This window comes from Aneurinibacillus sp. Ricciae_BoGa-3 (genome assembly GCF_028421645.1).
GTDB lineage: Bacteria > Bacillota > Bacilli > Aneurinibacillales > Aneurinibacillaceae > Aneurinibacillus_B.
The window spans coordinates 355,001-377,982 of sequence record NZ_CP116887.1; the positions used below are offsets into that span (position 1 = coordinate 355,001).

Below are 22,982 nucleotides of genomic sequence, written 5' to 3' on the forward strand. Positions count from 1 at the left end.
CGCTAGCGTGATAAGCGTGAGGGGGCCGCAGTGAAAAGGCCCAAGCGACTGTTTAGCAAAAACACAGGTCTCTGCGAAGCCGCAAGGCGAAGTATAGGGGCTGACGCCTGCCCGGTGCTGGAAGGTTAAGGGGAGCGGTTAGCGCGCAAGCGCGAAGCTGTGAACCGAAGCCCCAGTAAACGGCGGCCGTAACTATAACGGTCCTAAGGTAGCGAAATTCCTTGTCGGGTAAGTTCCGACCCGCACGAAAGGCGTAACGACTTGGGCACTGTCTCGGCAAGAGACTCGGTGAAATCATACTACCTGTGAAGATGCAGGTTACCCGCGACAAGACGGAAAGACCCCATGGAGCTTTACTGCAGCTTGATATTGAATGCTGGTATGATTTGTACAGGATAGGTGGGAGCCTTTGAACCCGGACCGCCAGGTTCGGTGGAGGCATCCTTGGGATACCACCCTGATTATGCCGGCCTTCTCACTCGCATCCCTTATCGGGATGGAGGACCGTGTCAGGTGGGCAGTTTGACTGGGGCGGTCGCCTCCTAAAGTGTAACGGAGGCGCCCAAAGGTTCCCTCAGAATGGTTGGAAATCATTCGCAGAGTGTAAAGGCACAAGGGAGCTTGACTGCGAGACCTACAAGTCGAGCAGGGACGAAAGTCGGGCTTAGTGATCCGGTGGTTCCGCATGGAAGGGCCATCGCTCAACGGATAAAAGCTACCCTGGGGATAACAGGCTTATCTCCCCCAAGAGTCCACATCGACGGGGAGGTTTGGCACCTCGATGTCGGCTCATCGCATCCTGGGGCTGAAGTAGGTCCCAAGGGTTGGGCTGTTCGCCCATTAAAGCGGTACGCGAGCTGGGTTCAGAACGTCGTGAGACAGTTCGGTCCCTATCTGTCGTGGGCGCAGGAAATTTGAGAGGAGCTGTCCTTAGTACGAGAGGACCGGGATGGACGCACCGCTGGTGCACCAGTTGTTCCGCCAGGAGCATCGCTGGGTAGCTATGTGCGGCCGGGATAAGCGCTGAAAGCATCTAAGCGTGAAGCCCCCCTCAAGATGAGATTTCCCACAGCATAAGCTGGTAAGACCCCTTATAGATGATGAGGTAGATAGGTTCGGGGTAGAAGTGCGGCAACGCATGGAGCTGACGAATACTAATCGGTCGAGGGCTTAACCCAATTTTTAAGGAATTCCTAACGCATTGTTCCTTCCAGTTCAGTTTTGAAGGTGTAATTTATCTTCAATTTATTCCGCAGTAGCTCAGTGGTAGAGCAATCGGCTGTTAACCGATCGGTCGCTGGTTCGAGTCCGGCCTGCGGAGCCAGATGCTCCTGTAGCTCAGTCGGTAGAGCGCATCCATGGTAAGGATGAGGTCGCAGGTTCGATTCCTGTCGGGAGCACCATTAAAAATGAAGTTTTGCTGCAAGCAGGCATGTCATTTATCTAATAAAGAATGCCAGCGTTCTGTTGGCCCGTTGGAGAAGCGGCTTAACTCACATGCCTTTCACGCATGCATTCAGGGGTTCGAATCCCCTACGGGTCACCATTTGGAGGATTAGCTCAGCTGGGAGAGCATCTGCCTTACAAGCAGAGGGTCGGCGGTTCGATCCCGTCATCCTCCACCATAGATTATCGCGGGGTGGAGCAGTTGGCAGCTCGTCGGGCTCATAACCCGAAGGTCGCAGGTTCAAGTCCTGCCCCCGCAACCAAAATATTCATTCTTCCTGCGTCGAATATTCTTCATTGCAAAGAATGAAATCGGTGGTACCCGCCAGGGTGCAACCAAAATATTCATTCTTCCTGCGTCGAATATTCTTCATTGCAAAGAATGAAATCAGTGGTGCACATCAGGGCGAAACTAATATATGGAGCCGTGGTGAAGTTGGAGTTCACGCTGGACTGTCACTCCGGAGGTCGCGGGTTCGAGTCCCGTCGGCTCCGCCATTAATTCAAGAAGTAGACGTGCCTCTCACCCGAGAGGAAGTTCTGCTAAAACCGCAACGTCGTGTTGCAACGCAGAACCTTGCACATCCTGTGCATCGGAGTCCCGTCGGCTCCGCCATCAACTCAAGAAGTAGGCCACTTTATTGGGGTATAGCCAAGCGGTAAGGCAACGGACTTTGACTCCGTCATGCCCTGGTTCGAATCCAGGTACCCCAGCCATTTTTTAACGAAGAGCCATTAGCTCAGTTGGTAGAGCACCTGACTTTTAATCAGGGTGTCACTGGTTCGAGTCCAGTATGGCTCACCACTTTCATTAAAAGTGATGAGTAAGATCATCTGTAGACTTCGTAATAATGCGAACGGGACTCTCACCCGAGAGGAAGTTCTGCTAAAACCGCAACGTCGTGTTGCAACGCAGAACCTTGCACATCCTGTGCATCGGAGTCCAGTATGGCTCACCACTTTACCCATAAAAGTGTAGCATAAGCTTTTATGTAGGTCCGAATACTTTTATGGGACCCAAAAGAAATGGGCAACAACATGTGCGGGTGTGGCGGAATTGGCAGACGCACTAGACTTAGGATCTAGCGCTTCGGCGTGGGGGTTCAAGTCCCTCCACCCGCACCATTAATATCGAATTCATCTACGTCGAGTTATCTTCTTAGTTGAATTCGAATCAGTAGTACCCGGTAGGGTGCACCATTAATTAATTTAACTGCATTGAGCAGCTTCATAGTTATGCGGACATAGCTCAGTTGGTAGAGCACGACCTTGCCAAGGTCGGGGTCGCGAGTTCGAGTCTCGTTGTCCGCTCCATTACTATTCATTCTCACTACGTCGAGTAAACTTCTTGGCGAAGAATGAAATCAGTGGTACCCGCAGGGTGCTCCATGAATAGGTGCCCGTAGCTCAATCGGATAGAGTGTCTGACTACGAATCAGAAGGTTGGGAGTTCGAGTCTCTCCGGGCACGCCATGTATGTATTAATCGGGAAGTGGCTCAGCTTGGTAGAGCACCTGGTTTGGGACCAGGGGGTCGCAGGTTCAAATCCTGTCTTCCCGACCATATTTCAATTAGAAACTAAATAAACTGCGGGTGTAGTTCAATGGTAGAACATCAGCCTTCCAAGCTGAATACGTGGGTTCGATTCCCATCACCCGCTCCATCTAGTAGCTCCTTTTAACAGGGGTTTTTATTTTTTTTAGGATATAAACGTTAGCCTGGACAATCTCCCGGCTTTTTGTTGTTATAAAAGAAACTGTAAGTGAGTAGCAAAGTCTTTTTTCGTGAAAAACAGCACGTATGGTGTCGGAGGAGCAAAGAAAAGCCGCATGGGAAACCTATGCGGCTTGGTCTACGATGCTTTGTATATTTTTATTACTTTTTAAGTAATCCATTCTTTTGAAGAAAGTCCCTTGCGACTGCCGCAGGGTCCTCATTTTTAAAGTCAACCCGATAATTCATTTCTCTCATTTGATCGTCGGTTATTTTCCCTTGGAGCTGGTTGAGAATGGGCTCCAGTTGCGGATATTTCTGTATCGTTTTCTGATTAAGCAGAGGAGCCCCCTGATAAGGCGGGAAAAGATGCTTGTTATCCTCAAGGGTTACAAGGTGATAAGCGATCATATAACCATCGGTGGAATACGCATCAATAATGTTTACATCTCCGCTTTGAATAGCTTTCGCCCGCAGTCCAGCGTCCATCGTTTTGATCGATGGAAGTTCAAACTGGTATACCTTTTTTAGCCCCTGATAACCGTCTTGGCGATCCTTGAATTCATAAGTGAAACCAGCTTTTAATGAGCTTGCAGCATTCTTTACATCTGATATGGTACGAAGGTGGTACATATCTGCCACTTTCTTTGTCACAGCGAGCGCATAGGTGTTGTTATATTTCATGGGTTTTAAATAAGTCAGGTGATAAGTATTCGCTAACCCTGTTCTCGCCTGCTCGTACACCCGATCTGCCCGCGTGCTTACCGGTTTTTCTTTAAGAAGAGCTGTGATGACAGTTCCGCTGAATTCCGGATAAATATCGATGTCTCCTCTTTTTAATGCTGAAAAAAGGAAGTCCGTTCCCCCCATATTGGGTTTCAATTGGACTGTCAGGTTTGTATTCTGCTCAATCAGCTGTTTGTACATTTCAATTAAGATCCGCGGCTCCGCGCCAAGTTTTCCTCCGATTACAATAGAAGGCTGTGTAGCCGGAGCAAGCAGCGGAGCGACAGAGACCGCAAAAAACAATAGAAGCGTCAAAGCCAGAGGTCTTACGGATGTGGTGCGGGAGCGTTTCTCGGTAAACCGGAGAGCCGCATCAAAAAGTATGGCAAGCAGAGCAGCAGGAATTGCACCTAGCAGGATATAGGCATTGTCTGCCCGCTGGATGCCTGTAAGGATAAGATCGCCAAGCCCCCCTGCACCAATTAGGGATGCCAGGGTAGCGGTTCCGATAATAAGCACCATCGCAGTTCGGATACCGGCCATAATCATGGACATCGCCAACGGAAGCTGTATTTTTCGCAGCAGTTGAAGCCTATTCATTCCCATGCTTTGTGCCGCTTCAATTAAAGCGGGATTTATTTCTCTAATACCTGTGTATGTATTGCGGAGAATAGGCAAAAGAGCATAAATTGTAAGGGCAATTGCGGCAGGAATTTTCCCAATTCCAATTAGAGGTATCAAGAAACCCAGAAGGGCCAGGCTGGGGATGGTTTGCAATACCGCAGTAAATCCAATCACGATTTCTGCAATTTTATGCCTTCGTCCGAGATATAACCCCAGGGGAACAGCTATAAGAACAGCCAGCAGCAAAGAAATTAATGAAAGCTGTAGATGATCCCAGATTGTTTGTAAAAGAATACTTTTATTTTTTTGAAATACAAGGAGTAAATCACTCATCAAATACGCTCCGTTCCACCTTCCGGTTTATCTGCCAGTGCTTCTACGATATTTTTGTAAGAAAGGGTGCCCATGACTTGTCCGTTCTTCTCTACATAAAGGAGGTCCACCTTATACTTCTCAAAAAGCGGCACCGCTTCCTGCAACGGGAGGGAGGCTGGAATAATCGCTTCATTCTGGCCCAACCCATGGAAACCAATCAAACTTGCGGTCTCGCCAATTTGCTCAACGGGTGTAAGCCAGAGTGATTGTTGTGAACCTATAAACTCCTTTACAAAGTCATTTGCGGGATTCATTGCCAGATTCTGAGGTGTATCTAACTGAACAACCTGTCCATCCTTCATGAAACATATCCGATCCCCCAGCTTTAGTGCCTCGTTCATATCGTGGGTCACAAAGACGATGGTTTTTTTAATATCTTTCTGGAGATTTCGAATATCCTGCTGCAGTTGTTCACGGCTGATTGGATCGAGGGCACTGAACGGCTCATCCATCAAAATAATATCTGGATTACCTGCCAGGGCTCGGATGACGCCTACCCTTTGCTGCTGGCCGCCTGAAAGTTCTTCTGGTTTCCGATTGCGGTAGGTCTCCGGTTCAAGTCCTACCATATCCAGCAGTTGGTCGACTCGGTTACGGATTTGATTTTTATCCCACCTTTTCATCTCCGGCACAACGGCGATATTTTCAGCTATCGTCATATGTGGAAATAAGGCAATCTGTTGAAGTACATATCCTATATTCCAACGAAGCTGTTGCAAGTCATAGGAATATATATCTTTGTTTTTAATGGTAATCATTCCTTGTGTCGGCTCAATCAGCCGGTTTATCATTTTCAACGTTGTTGTCTTCCCACAACCACTTGGACCAATGAGAACAAAGAACTCTCCTTCATTAATGGTTAGATCCAGTGATTTAACGGCAAGCGTGCCATCGTCGTATTTCTTTGAAACGGAGGAAAAAGTTATCATAACAGTGCTCCTTATCGACCAGTGATAATGCTAGCTTATTATATTACCCCAAACATTGATAGTTGAAACGTTCGAAAAACACGCCTCTTATACCTATTATAAAGAATGTTAGCAAATGTATAATGATTCACAAAACTGTCGAGTTGAGTCAGCCGGAAGTGAGACGGTAAAATAGCATTAGATGACACAGAAAGGAAGGCCTATATAGAGATGAATCCTACTATAAATGCGAATATATCCCTTATAGGGGTACCAATGGATCTCGGAGCGGACCGGCGGGGAGTAGACATGGGGCCCAGCGCCATCCGGTATGCGGGTGTGGTTGAACGGCTTCGCAAAATCGGTTACACCATTCATGACCGGGGTGATCTTGTAGTTCGACGCCCGCGAAATTACAGCACGGCAGGTACGAATCTAAAGTATCTCGAAGAAATATCAAGGCTAGGAACGGAATTGGCGGATAAAGTGGCCGAAGAAATGAGTTTGGGCCATTTCCCTCTGATTATCGGAGGGGACCACAGCATAGCACTGGGAACCCTTGCTGGCGTACTCCAGCATAAGAAGAGCACAGGGGTTATCTGGTATGATGCGCATGGTGACTTGAATACCGCGGACACTTCCCCCTCTGGCAATATCCATGGTATGCCCTTGGCGGTTAGTATGGGCCATGGGCATGAGAAGTTAATATCTATTGGCGGAATTGATTGCAAAGTGAAAGCTGAAAATATCGTGATTATCGGGGCTCGCTCACTTGATGAAGGAGAGAAGCGCTTCATTAAGGAGAGGGGAATAAAAGTCTATACGATGCATGAGATTGACAGGCTGGGGATGACGAGGGTGATGGAAGAGGCACTCGAGATCGTTACGACGGACACTGACGGCGTTCACCTTAGCCTTGATCTGGATGGCCTGGATCCGAATGACGCGCCAGGGGTTGGAACGCCTGTAATTGGGGGAATCACCTACAGGGAAAGCCAGTTGGCTATGGAAATGCTTTCTGAGGCAAATGTTCTGACTAGTGCTGAATTTGTGGAAGTAAATCCAATTCTGGATAATATGAATAAGACAGCTGAGATCGCCGTTGAATTAATGGTTTCCTTATTTGGTGAAAAACTAATATAATTAAATCCGTATAGAAAAGAGAAGAGGGCATCCTTTTCTCTTTTTTAAGTTTTATGAAACTCAATAAGCGAATTAGCCGTATTACCATAAAGGAAACTGATTTTAGGGATGTGGAATCATTGGACCTAGCCGAGCAGCGAATTATTCTGCGTACCAAGAAGGGTGACCGGGAGGCGTTTGCCGAGCTTGTTGACTTATATAAAGACAGGGTTTATCGTATCGCCTATCGTATGCTCGGGAATAAACAGGAGGCTGAGGATGTTGCGCAGGAGACGTTTCTCAAAGTGTACGCAAACATCCAAAGCTATGACCCGAACTATAAATTTTCCACCTGGATATACCGGATTGCTTCGAACCTTTGCATTGACCAAATCCGGAAAAGAAAACAGACCTTTTCCCTTGATGCCGAAGTAACCGGTTCAGACGGATTGGACTGGCACGATAGGCTGCCTGACGCCAACCAAGGACCCGAGGAAACAGTTATTACGGATGAACTGCAGGAAGAAGTGCAGTCTGCAATTATGAAGTTGAGCCCAAATTATCGGGCGATTATGATTCTGCGTTATATAGAGGATCTGAGCTTACAGGAAATTAGCGAAGCCATTTCCCTGCCTATATCCACTATCAAAACCCGAATTCACCGAGGACGGGAAGCTTTGCGGAAAAAACTTCGGTTCCAGTAAGCGAAAGGAGGGAAGACGATGACCTGTAAAGAAGCAGTTTGCCTGATTCACCTATATTTGGATGGCGGCATGGCTAAGAACGAAGAGGAACGGCTGGGCCGCCATCTTGCGCACTGTGAAGCATGCAGCCAGCATATACATGAGCTTAAGAAGACCGCTGCTTTTGTGCGCGGGCTATCCCAGGCGAAAGCGCCGGAAGGTTTTACGGAAAAGGTGATTGCCAGGTTGCCTAGGCAAAGGACGAAGCTCAGCTGGCAAAGACAACTGAAAAACCATCCATTCCTCGTAGCTGCTACTTTATTTGTCGTTCTAATGGCGGGCAGCATGATGTCAGCGTGGACGCATGGCCAGGGTCAGTTTGAATTTTCAGCCCCACGCATGCAGCATCTGACTGTCGATGAGAACCATCATACGGTGATTGTTCCTGCCGGACAGGTAGTGAACGGGGATATCGTGGTTCGAAACGGAAAAATCAGGGTGGATGGAGACGTCAACGGGAATGTTATAGCGATTGACGGACAAGTGCTTCAGGCATCAACCGCCCACATCTCCGGAGAAGTTCAGGAAATTAACAAAGCGCTTGAATGGGTATGGTATACAGTTAAAACCGAAGCAGGCTACCTTTTTAGCGGGAAATAAAACGTGTAAAGAGACACGGGGCTGTCCGTGTCCTTTTTTGCGTGTATCTGCAAAAAAAGTTATACTAATATAGAATTGACTGCTGGGATTGGGAAACCAATTCACCTCCCCAAGCATTAAGGAGGGTATCATGAAGGTGGAGGATTTTACCGGTAATTTTATTGGCTATATTACGGATGCGGCTGATATTTTAATTGTTTCCTATCTCATTTATAAAGTTATTATGCTGTTGCGCGGTACAAGAGCCCTCCAACTGCTTAAAGGCATTATGGTTATTGTGGTCCTGATGGTGGCTAGTTCATATCTACAGCTTCAAACGCTGCACTGGTTAATGAACCAAGCTCTTACATACGGGGTTGTAGCCATATTAATTATTTTTCAGCCTGAGCTGAGGCGTGGGCTGGAACAGCTTGGACGTGGCAGCCTGTTCTCACGCAGTTTAAAGCCGGACGAGGAGATTGTCATCAATTTTGTTGAAAGCACAGCCAAAGCTGTATTTTACATGGCTAAACGAAGAATTGGCGCTCTCATCGTTATTGAGCAGGAGACGGGACTTAGCGATTATATTGAAACAGGTATTTCAATAGAGGCAAAAACCAGTTCTGAACTGCTGATTAACATATTTATCCCTAATACGCCCCTGCATGATGGTGCGGTCATTATGCGGAAGGATCGCGTAATGGCTGCTGGATGCTATCTTCCTCTTTCCGAAAATCCAACGATTTCTAAAGAGTTGGGCACTCGCCATCGTGCAGCGATTGGTTTGTCTGAAGTGTCAGACGCCATCACGCTTGTCGTCTCGGAAGAAACAGGCCAGGTTTCCATTGCGATGAATGGGGAAATTATCCGGAATTTGAGCAAGGAGAATTTAAGCTCCTTCCTTCAAGAAAAATTGGTATCTAAGGGAAAGCCGGGTTCCGCACTCTGGCAGCGGAGAGTGAAAAACAATGGATAGATGGCTGAACAACAACACCGTAGTGAAAATACTGTCTGTCATCATTGCCATTATGCTGTGGATGGTCGTGAACAACGATCGGCCTCAGACGTCGCTGCCGGGAGTCAGTGGCAGTTCTTCCCACCTGGTAACGCAAACAACCGATATGGAGCTGTCTGTACGCTATGATGAGAAGAAATATGTAGTGAAGGCCCCCGCAAAAGTACAGGTTGAGATAAAGGGAAGCCCTGAACAATTGGCACTTTTTTCCATTATGTCAGGTAAGTCCGATGTGTATATCGACCTGCACAATTACGGTACGGGTTCGTATACTGTTCCCGTTCAACCGGAAGGATTCCCCGCCGGGCTCCAGGTGGCAATTACCCCGGCCACTGTTCCCGTCACAGTTGAAGCGATTGCCAATGTGACCAAGAACGTCAGGGTATCTGTAGTTGGCAAAGCCCAAAACGGCCTCATCGTTGGACAGCCTTCCATCTATCCGCAGCAAGTAACGGTGCAGGTAGCGGAAAGCCGAGTTAGCGATGTAGGATTTGTACAAGCTGTGGTGAGCGTAGAAGATGCATCAACCGATATTGCGACACATGCGACTTTGCGTGTATTGGATAAGCATGGACAGCCAATTGAGGCAAAGGTCTATCCGGAGAGGGTGGATGTAAAAATTCCGCTCACTACGTCCTATAAATCAGTTCCCGTGAAAGTTGCTACCAAGGGAAACCCTCCGGCCGGTTATGCCATACAATCGATTAATGTTATTCCTGCCCAAATAAAGGTATACGGGTCTCCGGATACACTTAACCAGATGGATTCCTATTCAACGGCGCCAATCGATGTGAGCGGGTTGACTGGCAGCCAAACCCTCCAGGTAAGCCTGCCTCCGGATAGGAGCGTCACAAAGATTGACCCGAAGGTAGTGGAAGTGACGGTTGAAGTAGCACCTCCACCAACGGGTGTGAAAAATGAAGGTTCACCGGCTGCTAACGCGCCTCCATCTCCGACCTTAAAAAAAGCAGTTTTGACGTGCCCGTCCAGATCATCGGGGCTGCCAGTAATGTGGATGTACAAATTGTGCAGCCAGATTCCGGCAAGGTGACGATCGAGGTAGAAGGAACAGACCAGCAACTCGCCCAGCTGCAAAGCGCAGATATGCAGGCAATAGTAGATGCAAGCCAGCTGGGGCCTGGTGAATATACGGAAAATGTTAAGGTAAGTGTGCCGCCTGAAGTAAGAGTCGTAAACGCATCAAATCTTAAAGCGGTGATTCGGATTAAAGACCAGGTGGCTTCGCGCTAATTTCTGAGAGGAGAGTTTAACTTTATGGGTAAGTATTTTGGAACAGATGGAGTAAGAGGGGTTGCCAATACGGAGCTAACTCCTGAATTAGCCTTTAAACTTGGCCGCTGTGGCGGCTATGTTGTCACAAAAAACAGCATAAATGAACGTCCAAAGGTAGTTGTAGGCCGAGATACACGGATTTCAGGCCAGATGCTTGAGCGATCACTAATCTCCGGGCTTCAGTCGATAGGTGCTGAAGTTATCCGTCTTGGCGTTATATCCACACCCGGGGTTGCTTATTTAACCCGCGTACTGGATGCGGATGCTGGCGTAATGATCTCAGCCTCTCACAATCCGGTGGAAGATAACGGAATTAAATTCTTTGGCGGAGACGGTTTTAAACTGCTCGACGAAAAAGAACTTGAAATAGAGAGGTTAATTGACGCACAAGCAGATGAACTTCCACGCCCGGTTGGCGGGAGCATCGGATCGGCGCTGAACTACAAGGAAGGCGCTCAGAAATATATGCAGTTCCTAAAAACAACTGTCAGCAACCGGTTCGATAAGCTTAAAATTGTAGTAGACTGTGCAAACGGTGCTGCCTCTTCGCTTGCGGCGCCGTTGTTTGCGGATATGGAAGCGGATGTTATCACACTTGCCTGCAATCCGGATGGGCTAAACATTAACCGGGAATGCGGTTCCACCCACCCGGAAAACCTGCAAAAGGCCGTTGTGCAGCATGGTGCGAATGTGGGTCTTGCCTTTGACGGCGATGCGGATCGGATGATTGCCGTAGACGAGAAAGGCAACATTGTAGATGGTGATTTCGTTATGGCCATTTGTGCCAAAGCGTGGAAGAAAGCCGGCAGACTGAAAAAGGATACCGTTGTTTCCACTGTGATGAGCAATATCGGTTTCTACCGTGCAATGGAGGATGCCGGCATCGAAACCAGGCAGACGGCTGTTGGTGACCGGTATGTAATGGAAGAAATGACCCGTGGCGGTTATAATATTGGCGGTGAGCAGTCCGGTCACATTATTTTCCTCGACTACAACACGACAGGTGATGGGCTGCTGACAGGTCTGCAGCTGCTGGATGTGCTTGCGGCGGATGGCAGGCCGCTGTCGGAATTAGCTTCTGCAACAATGCGCCAGTTTCCGCAAATTCTTGTTAACGTACGGGTAGCGGATAAATCGAAACTAGAGGGTAACACAGGGGTGCTAGCAGCTATTCAAGAAATTGAAGAAAAGCTTGGCCGGGATGGGCGTGTACTAGTGCGCCCCTCAGGCACAGAACCCATTGTGCGGGTAATGGCAGAAGGCCCTGATGAGGAGCAATTAAAGGTATATGTGGAGCAGATTGCGGACGTGGTTCGCAGAGAGCTTGTGTAAATTTTTACACAAGCACTAAAAAAAGTGCCTATAGAGCATCACTCATATTTGAAAACAAACTCCCTTGGAATAATACCGACAAGGGAGTTTTGGTTTTTTAAAAGAAATGAGTAAAAAAGGGTAGTATAACATTTGGATATATTTGATGGCTACTTGGTAATGATAGAGATGGAAGCGTGTTTTTTTTTGAGATACAATAGTTTTGTCTTTCTTGTCGCGACAAAGTTAGCTTTCTTATTTATTGAATACGTTTACTTTGTACCTTAACATTAATTAAGGATAGAAAATAACGAAGGGGGACTACTATATGGCTCAATCAAATATAAAAGTAGCTGTACAGAAGTTTGGTAACTTCTTAAGTTCAATGGTGATGCCGAACATTTCGGCTTTTATAGCGTGGGGATTAATTACTGCACTATTTATTCCTACTGGTTTCTTGCCAAATGAAAGCCTTGCCAAAATGGTCGGCCCAATGATTACCTTCTTGCTGCCGCTCTTAATCGGCTATACCGGCGGTAAGCTCGTACACGATCAACGTGGGGCCGTTGTCGGGGCTATTGCAACAATGGGGGTCATTGTAGGTGCGAACATTCCCATGTTTCTTGGCGCCATGATTATGGGTCCGCTCGGCGGATATGTTATTAAGAAATTTGATCAACTTATTGAAGGAAGAGTCAAAGCTGGTTTTGAAATGCTGGTTAATAATTTCTCTGCAGGGATTCTTGGCGGACTATTGTCTATCCTTTCCTTTGTAGCGATTGGCCCAGCTGTTGACGTTTTTACAGGCTGGCTTGTAAATGGTGTTGATTGGCTGGTTGGAACAGGACTGCTTCCTTTGACAAGTATCATAATCGAACCTGCTAAAGTGTTGTTTTTAAATAATGCGATAAACCATGGTGTGCTTTCACCAATCGGTGTAGAACAAGTTAAACAGTCAGGTAAATCGGTTCTGTTTCTTCTTGAAGCAAATCCTGGACCTGGTATCGGTGTATTGCTTGCTTACTGTATTTTTGGTAAAGGCTCAGCCAAGAGATCGGCACCAGGTGCTGCCATCATCCAATTCTTTGGCGGTATTCATGAAATTTACTTTCCTTATATCCTGATGCGTCCTATGCTATTTTTTGCGGTAATCCTAGCCGGGATCAGCGGAGTATTCACACTGGTTCTTCTAGGCGGCGGTTTATTCGCACCTGCATCTCCTGGCAGTATTCTTGCGGTTGCTGCGGTGACTCCACATCATGCAAGTTCCTATATTGCTAACTTTGCTGGAGTGCTGGTAGCTGGAATTGTATCCTTTGTACTTTCATCAATCATTTTAAAAACAAGCAAGCAAACAGATGAAAACATTGAAGATGCAGCAAGGAAGATGCAAGAAATGAAAGGGAAGAAAAGTTCTGTGGCAGGCGTATTTGCTTCCAATCCAGGTGTGATGCCTAAAAATGTCAACAAAATTGTTTTTGCTTGTGACGCTGGCATGGGTTCGAGTGCAATGGGTGCGTCCCTTCTTCGCAAAAAGGTCAAGGAAGCAGGCTTGAATATTTCAGTCACCAATACAGCGATTAGTAACCTTCCTTCTGATGCCCAGATTGTTGTTACACAGGAAGAGTTAACACCAAGGGCTCAGAACAAAGTGCCGAATGCTTATCATGTTTCGGTTGATAACTTCTTATCAAGCCCTGAATACGACAAATTAATCGATCAGCTTAAAAATCACGGAAATGATGAGCTTCACGAAATCGTTCAGGAGGCTCAAGCCAGTGTACCCGGTGTTAACGATGATGTAGGCGTTGATGCTGGTGTAGCTGACAACGATTTGCTTCGTGAAGAGAATGTATTTTTAAACCAATCGTTCGCCAATAAGGAAGATGCGATTCGCTTCGCTGGCAGAGCTCTGGTAAATGCGGGATACGTTAAAGAAAGCTATATCGAGGCGATGATTGCGCGGGACAAATTGACATCCACTTATATGGGAAATGATGTTGCAATTCCTCATGGTACAGAAGAAGCGAAGAAGGATGTACTTAAGTCTGGGTTTACCGTTTTACAAGTACCAGATGGAGTCGACTTCGATGGTCAAAAAGTACGTTTGATTTTCGGCATTGCCGGCAAAGATGGCACCCATCTTGAGATATTGTCTGGCATAGCGGTAACATGCTCGGATATGGACAACATTGAAAAGATGGTTGCTGCTAAATCAGCTAAAGAATTAATGGATATTATCAATGATAAAAAATAAATAATTTAAAATTAGTGAATAGATTAGCGTGCCTCATGCTTTTCTATTCACTATTTTCTTGGTAGATAAGAAAGTATAACTTTCTTACCTACATAAGCGCCACTAAGGCTATCGCATGCGCCTTCGGTTTGGCGCTAGCCAAGTTTTCTTTAGGTTAATTGACCAGAAATGAGTTGGTAGCATGTTTATAACCTCAAGGGAAAAAGCAATTATTGAATTAATTATCAAAACATCTGGAAAACACACGGCTTTGTCCATTGCCACCTTTTTAAATGTCAGTGTTCGAACGATCCACCGTGATTTAAAAACCGTGAAAAAAACTCTCCAGCAGTTTGACCTACGTTTAACCCGAAATACAGATGAAGGGCTTGTGATTGAGGGAAAGAATGAACAAATATTTCGGCTGATCCAGTACTTAATGGGCAGCCAGCCAATCAATCAAACTTCTCAGGAAAGAAAGCTGTTGCTGCTTTTAGCGTTGCTTGAAGAAGAGCAATACAAAATCCAGGCTTTAGCGATTCATCTCGGTGTAAGCATTACAACACTAACCACGTACTTGGATGAATTGAGTGAATGGCTAAATAATTTTAATGTAGAGCTTACAAGAAAAAGAGGAGTAGGAGTTAAGCTGGACGCGGCGGAAGCAAACAAACGAAAAGCGTTGGCAAGTTATTTCTTGCTTTATTTTAATGAAGAACTGATTGAAAGCTTATTTTTGTTAGAAAAAGGAAAATGCTCTGATGCAAGGATCTTGCACTATTTTCTTCCCGACTATCTTCTTGCGATTGACCGTCTGGTAAATAATACGATAAATAGCGGTCAGTCCCGCCTTGCAGATAGCGACTACATCGGGCTGATTGTACATCTTTGTATTACGATGCAGAGGACAAAAGCCCAATTTCTTTTGGAAGAAGATCCAGGCAATACGAACGAACTTAGGGATGAACATGGCCTTATCATGAAAATATGTAAAGAGCTTGAATCAACATTTTCCATAACGTTCACCGGCCACGACATTAGCTATCTGTCGGTGATACTTAAAGGCTCGAAGCTTCAAGCGGCGGATGCTGTGCCATACGACAGTGTCGTGCTCGGTCAGATGATAAAGAACTTGATCCAACATGTTTCTTCTCAGCTACATATTGATTTAACTAAGGATTTTTCGTTGTTTCAGGGTCTCCTTGCCCATATGGAACCTTCACTTTTCCGGATCAAACAAAAAATGGGCCTGTTTAACCCGTTAACAGAGGATATAAAACGGAAGTATCCCATTCTATTTATGGCTGTAAGGAACAGTGTTGAAAAAGAATTTAAAGAGATTGATTATTTTCCCGATGATGAGATAGCCTTCATTGTCCTTCATTTCGGCTCAGCGTTAGTCATGCGGGAAGAGGAATTGGCGATGAAAGCCCTTGTGGTCTGCCCAACAGGTATAGGCACTTCGAAAATGTTGGCCAGCCGAATTAAAAAAGAATTCTTGGAGATTGAATCAGTTGAAATTAAATCCATCAAAGAAATTCAGCAGCAGGGAAATTTAAATCGCTATGATATCATTATCTCCACTGTTCGGCTCCCATTGATTGCCATCGATTATATCTTGGTCACCCCATTGTTGAGTGAGGAAGATATTGCAACAATCCGGCGATTTTTAAAGAAAAACATTGAAAATCTAACGAAAAATAAGCATTATAAAAAATCAGTACACAAACAAGTACCGCCATCCGATAGAGGCATATCGGAAGTGTTGCAGGAGCTTAAGGATGTACAACAAAGCATCCAGGCTATTCTGGATAACTTTCGTGTGTATCGGATGCCTCCTGCGAAACAACACGAACTGGTGATTGAAGACATGGTAAGAATGGCGGAGCAGGAAAAGCTTTTATCAGATGCCGACGACGTGATTGAAGCGTTAAAGGACAGGGAAAGAAAAGGCGGGCTGGGAATTCCCCATACGGGGATGGGCCTTTTCCATTGCCGGCATAACAAGGTTCACGAGCTCATTTTCCAAGTTTCCCATTTGGATAAGCCCTGCCTGATAAAAGGCATGGATGGTAAACTTATGTACATGAGAAGCCTGCTATTAATGCTCGCGCCTGAGGAATTAAGTGCAAGAGAGCAGGAAATAGTAAGCTTGATAAGTACAAGTTTAATTGAGACTAATGAAGCAAAGATGATCTATTCCTCATCGAATGAGGGCATGATTCGCACAAGATTAGAAGAAATCTTCTTAGACTATCTCCACACTAACTTAATAAAGGACTGATACAAATGAAACAAGCCGTACATTTTGGAGCAGGGAATATTGGAAGAGGTTTTATCGGAGCGCTTTTTTCACAATCGGGTTATCATGTAACCTTTGTGGATATCGCCGAGCAAATAATTAACCGACTAAATGAGCAAAAGCAGTATCGAGTTAAGCTCGCTACAGACCAACATGAAGCAATGACTATAGAAAATGTTTCAGGCTTAAACAATATGACACAGGAAAACGAAGTGGTTGACGCGATTAGGAATGCAACCTACCTTACAACCGCCATTGGTCCAAATATCCTTCCTCGCATTGCTCCATTGATTGCAAAAGGCCTGGCGGAAAGAGTTAAGACAAGCGAGGAAAAATTATATGTGATTGCCTGCGAAAATCAAATATCGGCTACCGAGTTATTAAAGGGGTATATTTTAGATAACTTAGATGAAGGAACAAAAGCGAATCTGGCTGGAAAAGTTTATTTCTTTAACTCGGCCGTTGACCGCATTGTTCCAATCCAAAACAATCAAGATTCCCTAGACGTTCTAGTTGAGCCTTATTATGAATGGGTTGTGGAGTCAAGGGAAAGCATTCCACCAATTGAAGGAATGAAGATTGTTTCAGATCTTGCACCTTTTATTGAAAGAAAGCTTTTTACAGTTAATACAGGCCATGCTGTCATTGCTTACCTTGGATATCTGGAGAACAAGCCGACCATTGACCAAACGTTAGCGGATGAAGACATCGTTAAGCAAGTCCAGGCAACACTTGCTGAAACCGGCGCTTACTTGATCAAGCAATATGGTTTGGATCCAGACGAGCACCAGCAATATATAAACAAAATCATCAATCGCTTCAAAAATCCATACTTGAATGATGCTGTGACAAGAGTAGGCCGATCGCCTCTCCGCAAGCTTGGGCCGAATGACCGTCTTGTACGCCCGGCAACCGAAGCGGACAAAGCAGGTCTCCCCTATACGAATCTGGCTAAGGCAATGGCAGCGGCCTTGCTCTTTGATTACGAGAAAGACGAAGAAGCTGTAAAACTGCAGGCCATGATTAAGGAAAATGGCGTTCCTTTTGTACTTAAAGAAGTAAGCGGGCTTGATGAGGAAAGCGGGATTACCCAAAAAGTCCTGAGTCATTACAGAGCGTTGAAGAAATAATCTATTTTTCTCGCTTATCGCAAAAAGGGCTAATCTCAATCACCATAAAAATCATGGTTGAGACAGCCCTTTTTGATTTTCATGAAACCTTCTTGGATTTTTTGCATAACCTGTTGTAGACCGTATTGGTTTATGGTAAGGTATCTGTATTGATTGAAAGGGGATGATCGGTGGTAGTAGAATAAAGTAACTTACTGCAAGCTAAATTGTTGATTAAAGCGCCTGGACCATTGCTCACGGACGGACAAGAGAATGGTTGACGAGGAGGAGGTTTATCGAAACTTCGGCGGATACCTCCCGGCAGAGAACTGCTGCCGCAGGACTGTTCTACAAAACGTCAGGGTGACCTGCCGTACAAAGGAACAGTACAGTTCATCATATAGATGGCTATATTTATTTGTCGTTGCCAGAAATGAATAAACGGCATCAGCAGGAGATACAACTATACAAACTGGAGGGACAGGGAGAGAATTCTGGACCCTCATTTTCTGGTTGCCTGTTTTTCGAGGTGTAACAGAACATCCCCCTGTCTTTATTTTGAAAGGGGTCCAAACGTTTATGTGTGGAATCGTCGGATATATCGGGAATAATGACTCAAAAGAAATTCTTCTGAAAGGCCTTGAAAGGCTGGAATACCGCGGCTATGATTCAGCAGGTATCGCGGTGTTGAATGAAGATGGCGTTCATGTATTTAAGGAAAAAGGGCGCATTGCCGCGCTGCGTGAAATTGTGGACAAAGACGTTGAGGGACATGTCGGTATCGGCCATACACGCTGGGCTACCCACGGGGTACCTAACCGCGTCAATGCTCACCCGCACCGCAGTGCAAGCGGACGCCTTACGCTCGTTCACAATGGTGTGATTGAGAATTATGAGCAACTCAAGCAGGAGTACCTGCAAGGGTATTCTTTTACAAGTGAAACCGACACGGAAGTTATCGTTCAACTTATTGAGAAATTCGTACAGGATGGAATGTTGGTCGAAGAAGCATTCCGGACAACGCTTAAGGCTTTAAAAGGTTCATATGCCCTAGCACTTCTCGATAACGAGAACGAAGATGTCATTCTTGTTGCAAAAAACAAAAGCCCGCTTCTTGTTGGCCTTTCTGAAGGCTGCAATGTTGTGGCGAGCGACGCAATGGCGATGCTTCAGGTAACCGACCAATTCCTTGAGTTGATGGATGAGGAGTATGTGGTTGTTACAAAAGAAGAAGCTGTTATTAAAAACCTTGACGGCATTGTTGTTGAACGGAAGCCGTTTACTGCACAAATTGATGCCAGCGATATTGAAAAAGGCACGTATGCTCACTATATGCTGAAAGAAATTGATGAGCAACCATTTGTCATTCGCCGCATTGTGCAGGAATATGAGAATGCGGATGGCCAAATTAAGCTGGACGATTCCATTCGCCAGGCGATGCTTGATACTGACCGCATTTACATCATCGCTTGTGGAACGAGCTACAATGCAGGTCTCGTCGGCAAGCAGTTTCTCGAGAAGCTGGCGAACATTCCGGTTGAAGTTCACATCGCAAGTGAATTTGTGTACAACATGCCGCTGTTAAGCCAGAAGCCGCTCTTTCTCTTTATCTCCCAAAGTGGGGAAACGGCCGACAGCCGCGCGGTGCTTGTAGCGGTGAAAAAGCTAGGCCACCGGGCGCTGACCCTTACGAATGTTCCAGGTTCTACGCTTTCGCGTGAAGCCAACTACACGCTTCCGCTGTATGCGGGACCGGAAATTGCCGTTGCTTCCACCAAGGCTTACACAGCACAAATTGCGGTTCTTGCTATTCTTGCTGTTGATACAGCCCGTGCGAAAGGCATCGCCCTTGATTTCGATCCGATTCACGAGCTGAGCATCGTAGCGAATGCCATTGAAGCCCTGTGCGACAATAAAGAAGAAATGGAAAAAATTGCGGATGAGTACCTGTCCCACCGAAACGCTTTCTTCATTGGGCGCGGCATCGATTTCTATGTATGCCTTGAGGGTGCACTCAAACTTAAAGAAATCTCTTACATTCAGGCCGAAGGTTTTGCCGGCGGTGAGCTTAAGCACGGAACGATTGCTCTTATCGAAACAGATACACCGGTATTTGCGCTTGCAACACAAGAGGCGGTTAACTTGAACATCCGCGGCAACGTGAAAGAAGTTGTGGCCCGCGGCGCTAACGCATGCATTATCAGCATGAAAGGCTTAGAGCAGGATGGCGACCGCTTTGTTATTCCGGCTGTTCATGAACTGTTAACACCGATTGTATCGGTTATCCCGTTCCAGCTTATCGCGTACTATGCAGCACTTCACCGCGGTTGTGATGTGGATAAACCACGCAACCTGGCTAAGTCTGTAACGGTTGAATAAACTGCTGGTTGGGGTAAATTGGTTTTGTGGAGCTGTGAGGTAACAATAAAGTTCTTTACTAGACAAAAAAGTTGTTAGCTTGACAAAAAAGATATTTACTAAGGCTGTTATTTGTGTGGAATACACAATAACAGCCTTTTTTACAATAGCTGTTCAAATTAAATAGTTTTTTATGTTCAAAGAAAATAAAGTTGTAGACTGTAAAATAAAGTACTAGACTGGAGTTATTGAACTAAACCAGCTAATAGGTTGTCAATATTTCTATATAAATTTTTAAAAAGAGTGATGTATACTAAAAATAGGCACGCCAAATAACTCTCCAGTTGTAACTACTCAGGTCAGTTAAAAAAAACTGACCTCGACCAACTAAAATTATAGAATCAAGTAGATTCCTTCCCTGTTTTCGCATAGTGGAAATAAAACCACGAATACGCGCAAACTGAATAGCGCCTTTTTGCGTACGAAAGGAACCTGATACTTTCTCTTTTACTTTTACCATTCGGATATCTCGCTCTGCCTGACTGTTATCAAAAGGCACAAGAGCATTCTGAAGAAACCGCAATATGTCGGCTTTGTACAAGATGAACCTTTCAGCTAGGTTTGCCGCTTTGCTCTTGGCTTTCCGTCCTCTTTTTCCCGATTCAGCAGATTTCAGAGGAGGACGCCATTCCTTGGCACCCCGGCTTAGAATTTCATCGTATCTGGTTTCTATGTTCGAGATTGCTTCAGGATTAAGCGGCCTTTCGGCCTCTAATGCCTTTTTTCTTTCTTTCAGGGATTCTCGTAAGAGAATCTGCATGTGCAATTTACCTTCGATACGCATGCCTGTTTCATCGGCATGAACCAATTTACTATCCAGAAGATTTTGCCTGATCAGCCTTTCAATAGGCTCTAATTGAATCGAAAGTTTTTCGAGATGGGACAGTAGGGTAGCTTCGCTTGGCCGGTGTCCAGTGAGGTCTTCAAACAATTGGCTGATTCGTTCGAGAGGAAGGTGTTGATAGCTGTTCAAATAGGCGCACCACGCATTCCAGCTGTCGCCATACTGAATAGGCGCCTTCACATTCCCAGGGAATGCAGCCTGTTGTTTCATATTGCAGTTTGGACAACACTTTATCGCTACTCTATGTTCTGTAAATATCAAGCGTGGAAGAGGAATGTCAACTACCTGTCTCCGTTTATAACCTTCAATTGGTGTTTCGGCAAGGGAATGATCGCAATGCATACATGTATGAGGTTCATGCCATTTAATTTCATCTGGGTTGTCGGCCATTTTAAGTGTACGTCCGTCGTGCCCCTTCGGGGCACCTTTTTTTCCGCCAGAAGTACGCAGGCTCTTTGGTTTGCGGAAACCATCGCTGGATGGCGGTTTACTGCTGTTACTGCTATTAGAGCCGGGCTGTCGCTCTAGCTCTTTTACGCGTGTTTCAAGTTTTTCAATATGTACAACAAGGGTCGTAATAAACTGTGCAATTTCTGAAGGATTACCTTCACTTATTTGGCCTAATCTGTTTAGCAGTATATTTCACAGGTCCCACCTCACTTTCCATCTTTTTGGAAGTTGTCGGTAAATACCCGTTTTAATATAATGTTAAACAATTCATTAACGTAAGTAGTTACAAATATGAATTGGGTAGTATCTTTAAAGATAAAGATTATTTTTTAGTCGCATTTTCTAAATTTGATCAGGATAATAAGGCAAATTTGAAATTAAATGAATATGAAAATTGCTTAATTCATTTTTGGAATGAAGTAAACACTCTTTATAATCAATCAACTGTAGTAATCCCTCTTTTGGGATCGGGTATTACAAGGCATAGAGATTTTGATGCAAAACCTCATGACTTATTAGAAGTAATGCTTTGGACGTTCAAAATCAGTAAAGTTAAGTTTAGGGAACCATCCAAAATTATCATAGTAATGTTAGAAAATCATCTTAAAGAAGTAAATTATTATCGACTAAAGGAGTTTGAGAAAAGTGGCTTATAGGAATGGCAATTATTCAGCGTTTTATGTAAGTGAACCTTTTAGTGAAAGTAATTTAAGTGCGCACGCCACCAAGGATTTTGTATCTTGCACCTCTTGAAGTAATCCAAAGCTTACTTGGTCATGAGAAGAGTGAGACTACAAAAATATATGCGCAGCTCAGCGGAAAGTTGAGACATGATTTTTATAGTAAATATTTTTGAAAGCTACTAAAAATAATATTTAATCGAAATCGACGCACGCATAGATAAATGCGTGTCTTTTTGTATCGGGCCAGTTAATTGAACAAGGATGTTAGTTGCACGTTAAAACAAACGATGATAAACAGAAAAAACCGTTCAATTTTCTGAACGGAGAGAATCAAATTAGGTGTGTTAAGTAAATGAATTTAAATTCCTGTTTTTATGCCAAAACCTATTAAAATTAAGCCAGTTGATTTTTGGAATGCCTTCTGGAATTTGGAGTTGTTCAACCATTTTTTTGCGTAATCAATTAGATAAACAAGAAATAGAAACCACAATACAGCGAGTAAGGTTAGGATAAAGGCTAATACAATCAATTGCTGGTTTACATTTCCGTTCAAATTGATATATTGTGGCATGATTGTTATATAAACTAAAACAGTCTTTGGATTAAGAATATTATTAAGTAACGCTTGCATAAAGGAATCTTTATTATGCCGATTTGAATACTTCGTAGGTGTATTTGCTTGAGTCTGAATTTCTTTTAAAGAAAACACGCTTTTAGCAAAAAAACTTTTTATCCCTAAGTAAATTAAGTAGGCGGCTCCCAAATATTTGATGGTGCTGAAAAGAATGACGGACTTTGCAATGACAACAGATAAGCCAAGGATCGCAATCAGTGTCCAAAACGAAAGTCCCATTGCCATTCCAAGAACCGTATAACGTCCGGCTTTTGGACCATAGCTGAGTGTGTTTTTTACAAGTAGCATAGTATCTGCTCCAGGTATGATAACCATCATTGCAGCTATTAAGATGTATGTTAGTAAGTTATCCATACTATTTCTCCCTTCTTCTCTTGATAGTGACTACTTAAGTAACTACTCATATAAGTGTATCAGATGCCCTTGGAAAAAATCAACACATTTTGCTAAA

16 protein-coding genes, 13 tRNA genes, 1 rRNA gene and 2 pseudogenes (1 of these 32 cut by a window edge) are annotated in these 22,982 nt (G+C 44.8%); 27 read left to right on the forward strand and 5 right to left on the reverse strand.

Annotated features, from left to right (window positions below):
- The 14 genes from PP175_RS01850 to PP175_RS01915 form a co-directional block, all read left to right on the forward strand.
- Positions 1–1,178 (forward strand): 23S ribosomal RNA (locus PP175_RS01850) (it extends 1,761 nt beyond the left edge of the window).
- 71 nt (positions 1,179–1,249) lie between these two features.
- A tRNA-Asn gene (locus tag PP175_RS01855) sits at positions 1,250–1,324 on the forward strand.
- A 3-nt stretch (positions 1,325–1,327) separates the two neighbouring features.
- A tRNA-Thr gene (locus tag PP175_RS01860) sits at positions 1,328–1,403 on the forward strand.
- A gap of 66 nt (positions 1,404–1,469) precedes the next feature.
- Positions 1,470–1,546, forward strand: a tRNA-Glu gene (locus tag PP175_RS01865).
- Between the two features lie 3 nt (positions 1,547–1,549).
- Positions 1,550–1,625, forward strand: a tRNA-Val gene (locus tag PP175_RS01870).
- 8 nt (positions 1,626–1,633) lie between these two features.
- A tRNA-Met gene (locus PP175_RS01875) sits at positions 1,634–1,709 on the forward strand.
- A 158-nt stretch (positions 1,710–1,867) separates the two neighbouring features.
- Positions 1,868–1,944 (forward strand) — tRNA-Asp (locus PP175_RS01880).
- A gap of 144 nt (positions 1,945–2,088) precedes the next feature.
- Positions 2,089–2,163 (forward strand) — tRNA-Gln (locus tag PP175_RS01885).
- A 12-nt stretch (positions 2,164–2,175) separates the two neighbouring features.
- A tRNA-Lys gene (locus tag PP175_RS01890) sits at positions 2,176–2,251 on the forward strand.
- Between the two features lie 237 nt (positions 2,252–2,488).
- A tRNA-Leu gene (locus PP175_RS01895) sits at positions 2,489–2,571 on the forward strand.
- Between the two features lie 113 nt (positions 2,572–2,684).
- Positions 2,685–2,760 (forward strand) — tRNA-Gly (locus PP175_RS01900).
- Between the two features lie 82 nt (positions 2,761–2,842).
- Positions 2,843–2,919, forward strand: a tRNA-Arg gene (locus PP175_RS01905).
- A 13-nt stretch (positions 2,920–2,932) separates the two neighbouring features.
- A tRNA-Pro gene (locus tag PP175_RS01910) sits at positions 2,933–3,009 on the forward strand.
- A gap of 26 nt (positions 3,010–3,035) precedes the next feature.
- Positions 3,036–3,109, forward strand: a tRNA-Gly gene (locus tag PP175_RS01915).
- A gap of 212 nt (positions 3,110–3,321) precedes the next feature.
- Here the strand turns inward: PP175_RS01915 and PP175_RS01920 are convergent.
- Together PP175_RS01920 and PP175_RS01925 are read right to left on the reverse strand one after the other, a co-directional pair.
- Complete coding sequence (locus tag PP175_RS01920; RefSeq protein ID WP_272441197.1) at positions 3,322–4,842, reverse strand: ABC transporter permease/substrate-binding protein; 1,521 nt, start codon at positions 4,840–4,842, stop codon at positions 3,322–3,324.
- The gene (locus PP175_RS01925) at positions 4,842–5,813 is read right to left on the reverse strand and encodes an ABC transporter ATP-binding protein (protein ID WP_272441198.1); all 972 of its coding nucleotides are present in this window, start codon (positions 5,811–5,813) and stop codon (positions 4,842–4,844) included. Before PP175_RS01925 ends, PP175_RS01920 begins: the two co-directional genes overlap by 1 nt.
- A 210-nt stretch (positions 5,814–6,023) precedes the next feature.
- Between PP175_RS01925 and rocF the strand changes: the two genes are divergently transcribed.
- From rocF to glmS, 11 genes are all read left to right on the forward strand, one after another.
- Complete coding sequence (gene rocF / locus PP175_RS01930; RefSeq protein WP_272441199.1) at positions 6,024–6,935, forward strand: arginase; 912 nt, start codon at positions 6,024–6,026, stop codon at positions 6,933–6,935.
- 119 nt (positions 6,936–7,054) lie between these two features.
- Positions 7,055–7,618: an RNA polymerase sigma factor SigW gene (gene sigW, locus PP175_RS01935; protein WP_272441200.1), complete on the forward strand. Its 564-nt coding sequence runs from the start codon at positions 7,055–7,057 to the stop codon at positions 7,616–7,618.
- 18 nt (positions 7,619–7,636) lie between these two features.
- Positions 7,637–8,257 carry a zf-HC2 domain-containing protein gene (locus PP175_RS01940; protein ID WP_272441201.1) on the forward strand — a complete coding sequence of 207 codons (621 nt, stop codon included), beginning with the start codon at positions 7,637–7,639 and terminating at the stop codon, positions 8,255–8,257.
- Between the two features lie 130 nt (positions 8,258–8,387).
- Positions 8,388–9,212: a diadenylate cyclase CdaA gene (cdaA, locus tag PP175_RS01945; RefSeq protein ID WP_272441202.1), complete on the forward strand. Its 825-nt coding sequence runs from the start codon at positions 8,388–8,390 to the stop codon at positions 9,210–9,212.
- On the forward strand, positions 9,205–10,302 hold the full coding sequence (locus PP175_RS01950) for a CdaR family protein (protein ID WP_272441203.1): 1,098 nt from the start codon (positions 9,205–9,207) through the stop codon (positions 10,300–10,302). Before cdaA ends, PP175_RS01950 begins: the two co-directional genes overlap by 8 nt.
- On the forward strand, positions 10,278–10,502 hold the full coding sequence (locus PP175_RS01955) for a CdaR family protein (protein ID WP_272441204.1): 225 nt from the start codon (positions 10,278–10,280) through the stop codon (positions 10,500–10,502). The genes PP175_RS01950 and PP175_RS01955 overlap by 25 nt, the downstream gene beginning before the upstream one ends.
- A gap of 24 nt (positions 10,503–10,526) precedes the next feature.
- Positions 10,527–11,876, forward strand: a complete 1,350-nt coding sequence (gene glmM, locus PP175_RS01960) for a phosphoglucosamine mutase (RefSeq protein WP_272441205.1) — start codon at positions 10,527–10,529, stop codon at positions 11,874–11,876.
- Positions 11,877–12,183: 307 nt separating this feature from the next.
- Complete coding sequence (locus PP175_RS01965; RefSeq protein WP_272441206.1) at positions 12,184–14,112, forward strand: PTS mannitol transporter subunit IICBA; 1,929 nt, start codon at positions 12,184–12,186, stop codon at positions 14,110–14,112.
- Positions 14,113–14,293: 181 nt separating this feature from the next.
- Entirely contained in the window at positions 14,294–16,375 is a 2,082-nt protein-coding gene (locus PP175_RS01970; protein ID WP_272441207.1) for a BglG family transcription antiterminator, read from the forward strand.
- Positions 16,376–16,380: 5 nt separating this feature from the next.
- Complete coding sequence (locus PP175_RS01975; protein WP_272441208.1) at positions 16,381–17,523, forward strand: mannitol-1-phosphate 5-dehydrogenase; 1,143 nt, start codon at positions 16,381–16,383, stop codon at positions 17,521–17,523.
- A 558-nt stretch (positions 17,524–18,081) separates the two neighbouring features.
- Positions 18,082–19,881, forward strand: coding sequence for a glutamine--fructose-6-phosphate transaminase (isomerizing) (gene glmS, locus PP175_RS01980; protein WP_272441209.1), 1,800 nt, complete (start codon positions 18,082–18,084; stop codon positions 19,879–19,881).
- Between the two features lie 292 nt (positions 19,882–20,173).
- On the opposite strand, the gene PP175_RS01985 is transcribed toward glmS, so the two are convergent.
- Together PP175_RS01985 and PP175_RS29805 are read right to left on the reverse strand one after the other, a co-directional pair.
- Complete coding sequence (locus tag PP175_RS01985; protein ID WP_272441210.1) at positions 20,174–21,154, reverse strand: IS66 family transposase; 981 nt, start codon at positions 21,152–21,154, stop codon at positions 20,174–20,176.
- Between the two features lie 21 nt (positions 21,155–21,175).
- Positions 21,176–21,403 (reverse strand): annotated as a pseudogene (locus tag PP175_RS29805) (DUF6444 domain-containing protein); the annotation flags it as partial.
- Positions 21,404–21,510: 107 nt separating this feature from the next.
- Between PP175_RS29805 and PP175_RS01990 the strand changes: the two are divergent.
- Both PP175_RS01990 and PP175_RS29700 read left to right on the forward strand, forming a co-directional pair.
- Complete coding sequence (locus tag PP175_RS01990) at positions 21,511–21,870, forward strand: macro domain-containing protein (protein WP_272441211.1); 360 nt, start codon at positions 21,511–21,513, stop codon at positions 21,868–21,870.
- An 86-nt stretch (positions 21,871–21,956) separates the two neighbouring features.
- Positions 21,957–22,070 (forward strand): annotated as a pseudogene (locus tag PP175_RS29700) (integrase); the annotation flags it as partial.
- A gap of 185 nt (positions 22,071–22,255) precedes the next feature.
- On the opposite strand, the gene PP175_RS01995 reads toward PP175_RS29700, so the two are convergent.
- Positions 22,256–22,885, reverse strand: coding sequence for a homoserine/threonine efflux transporter (locus PP175_RS01995; protein ID WP_272441212.1), 630 nt, complete (start codon positions 22,883–22,885; stop codon positions 22,256–22,258).
- Positions 22,886–22,982 lie beyond the last annotated feature (97 nt).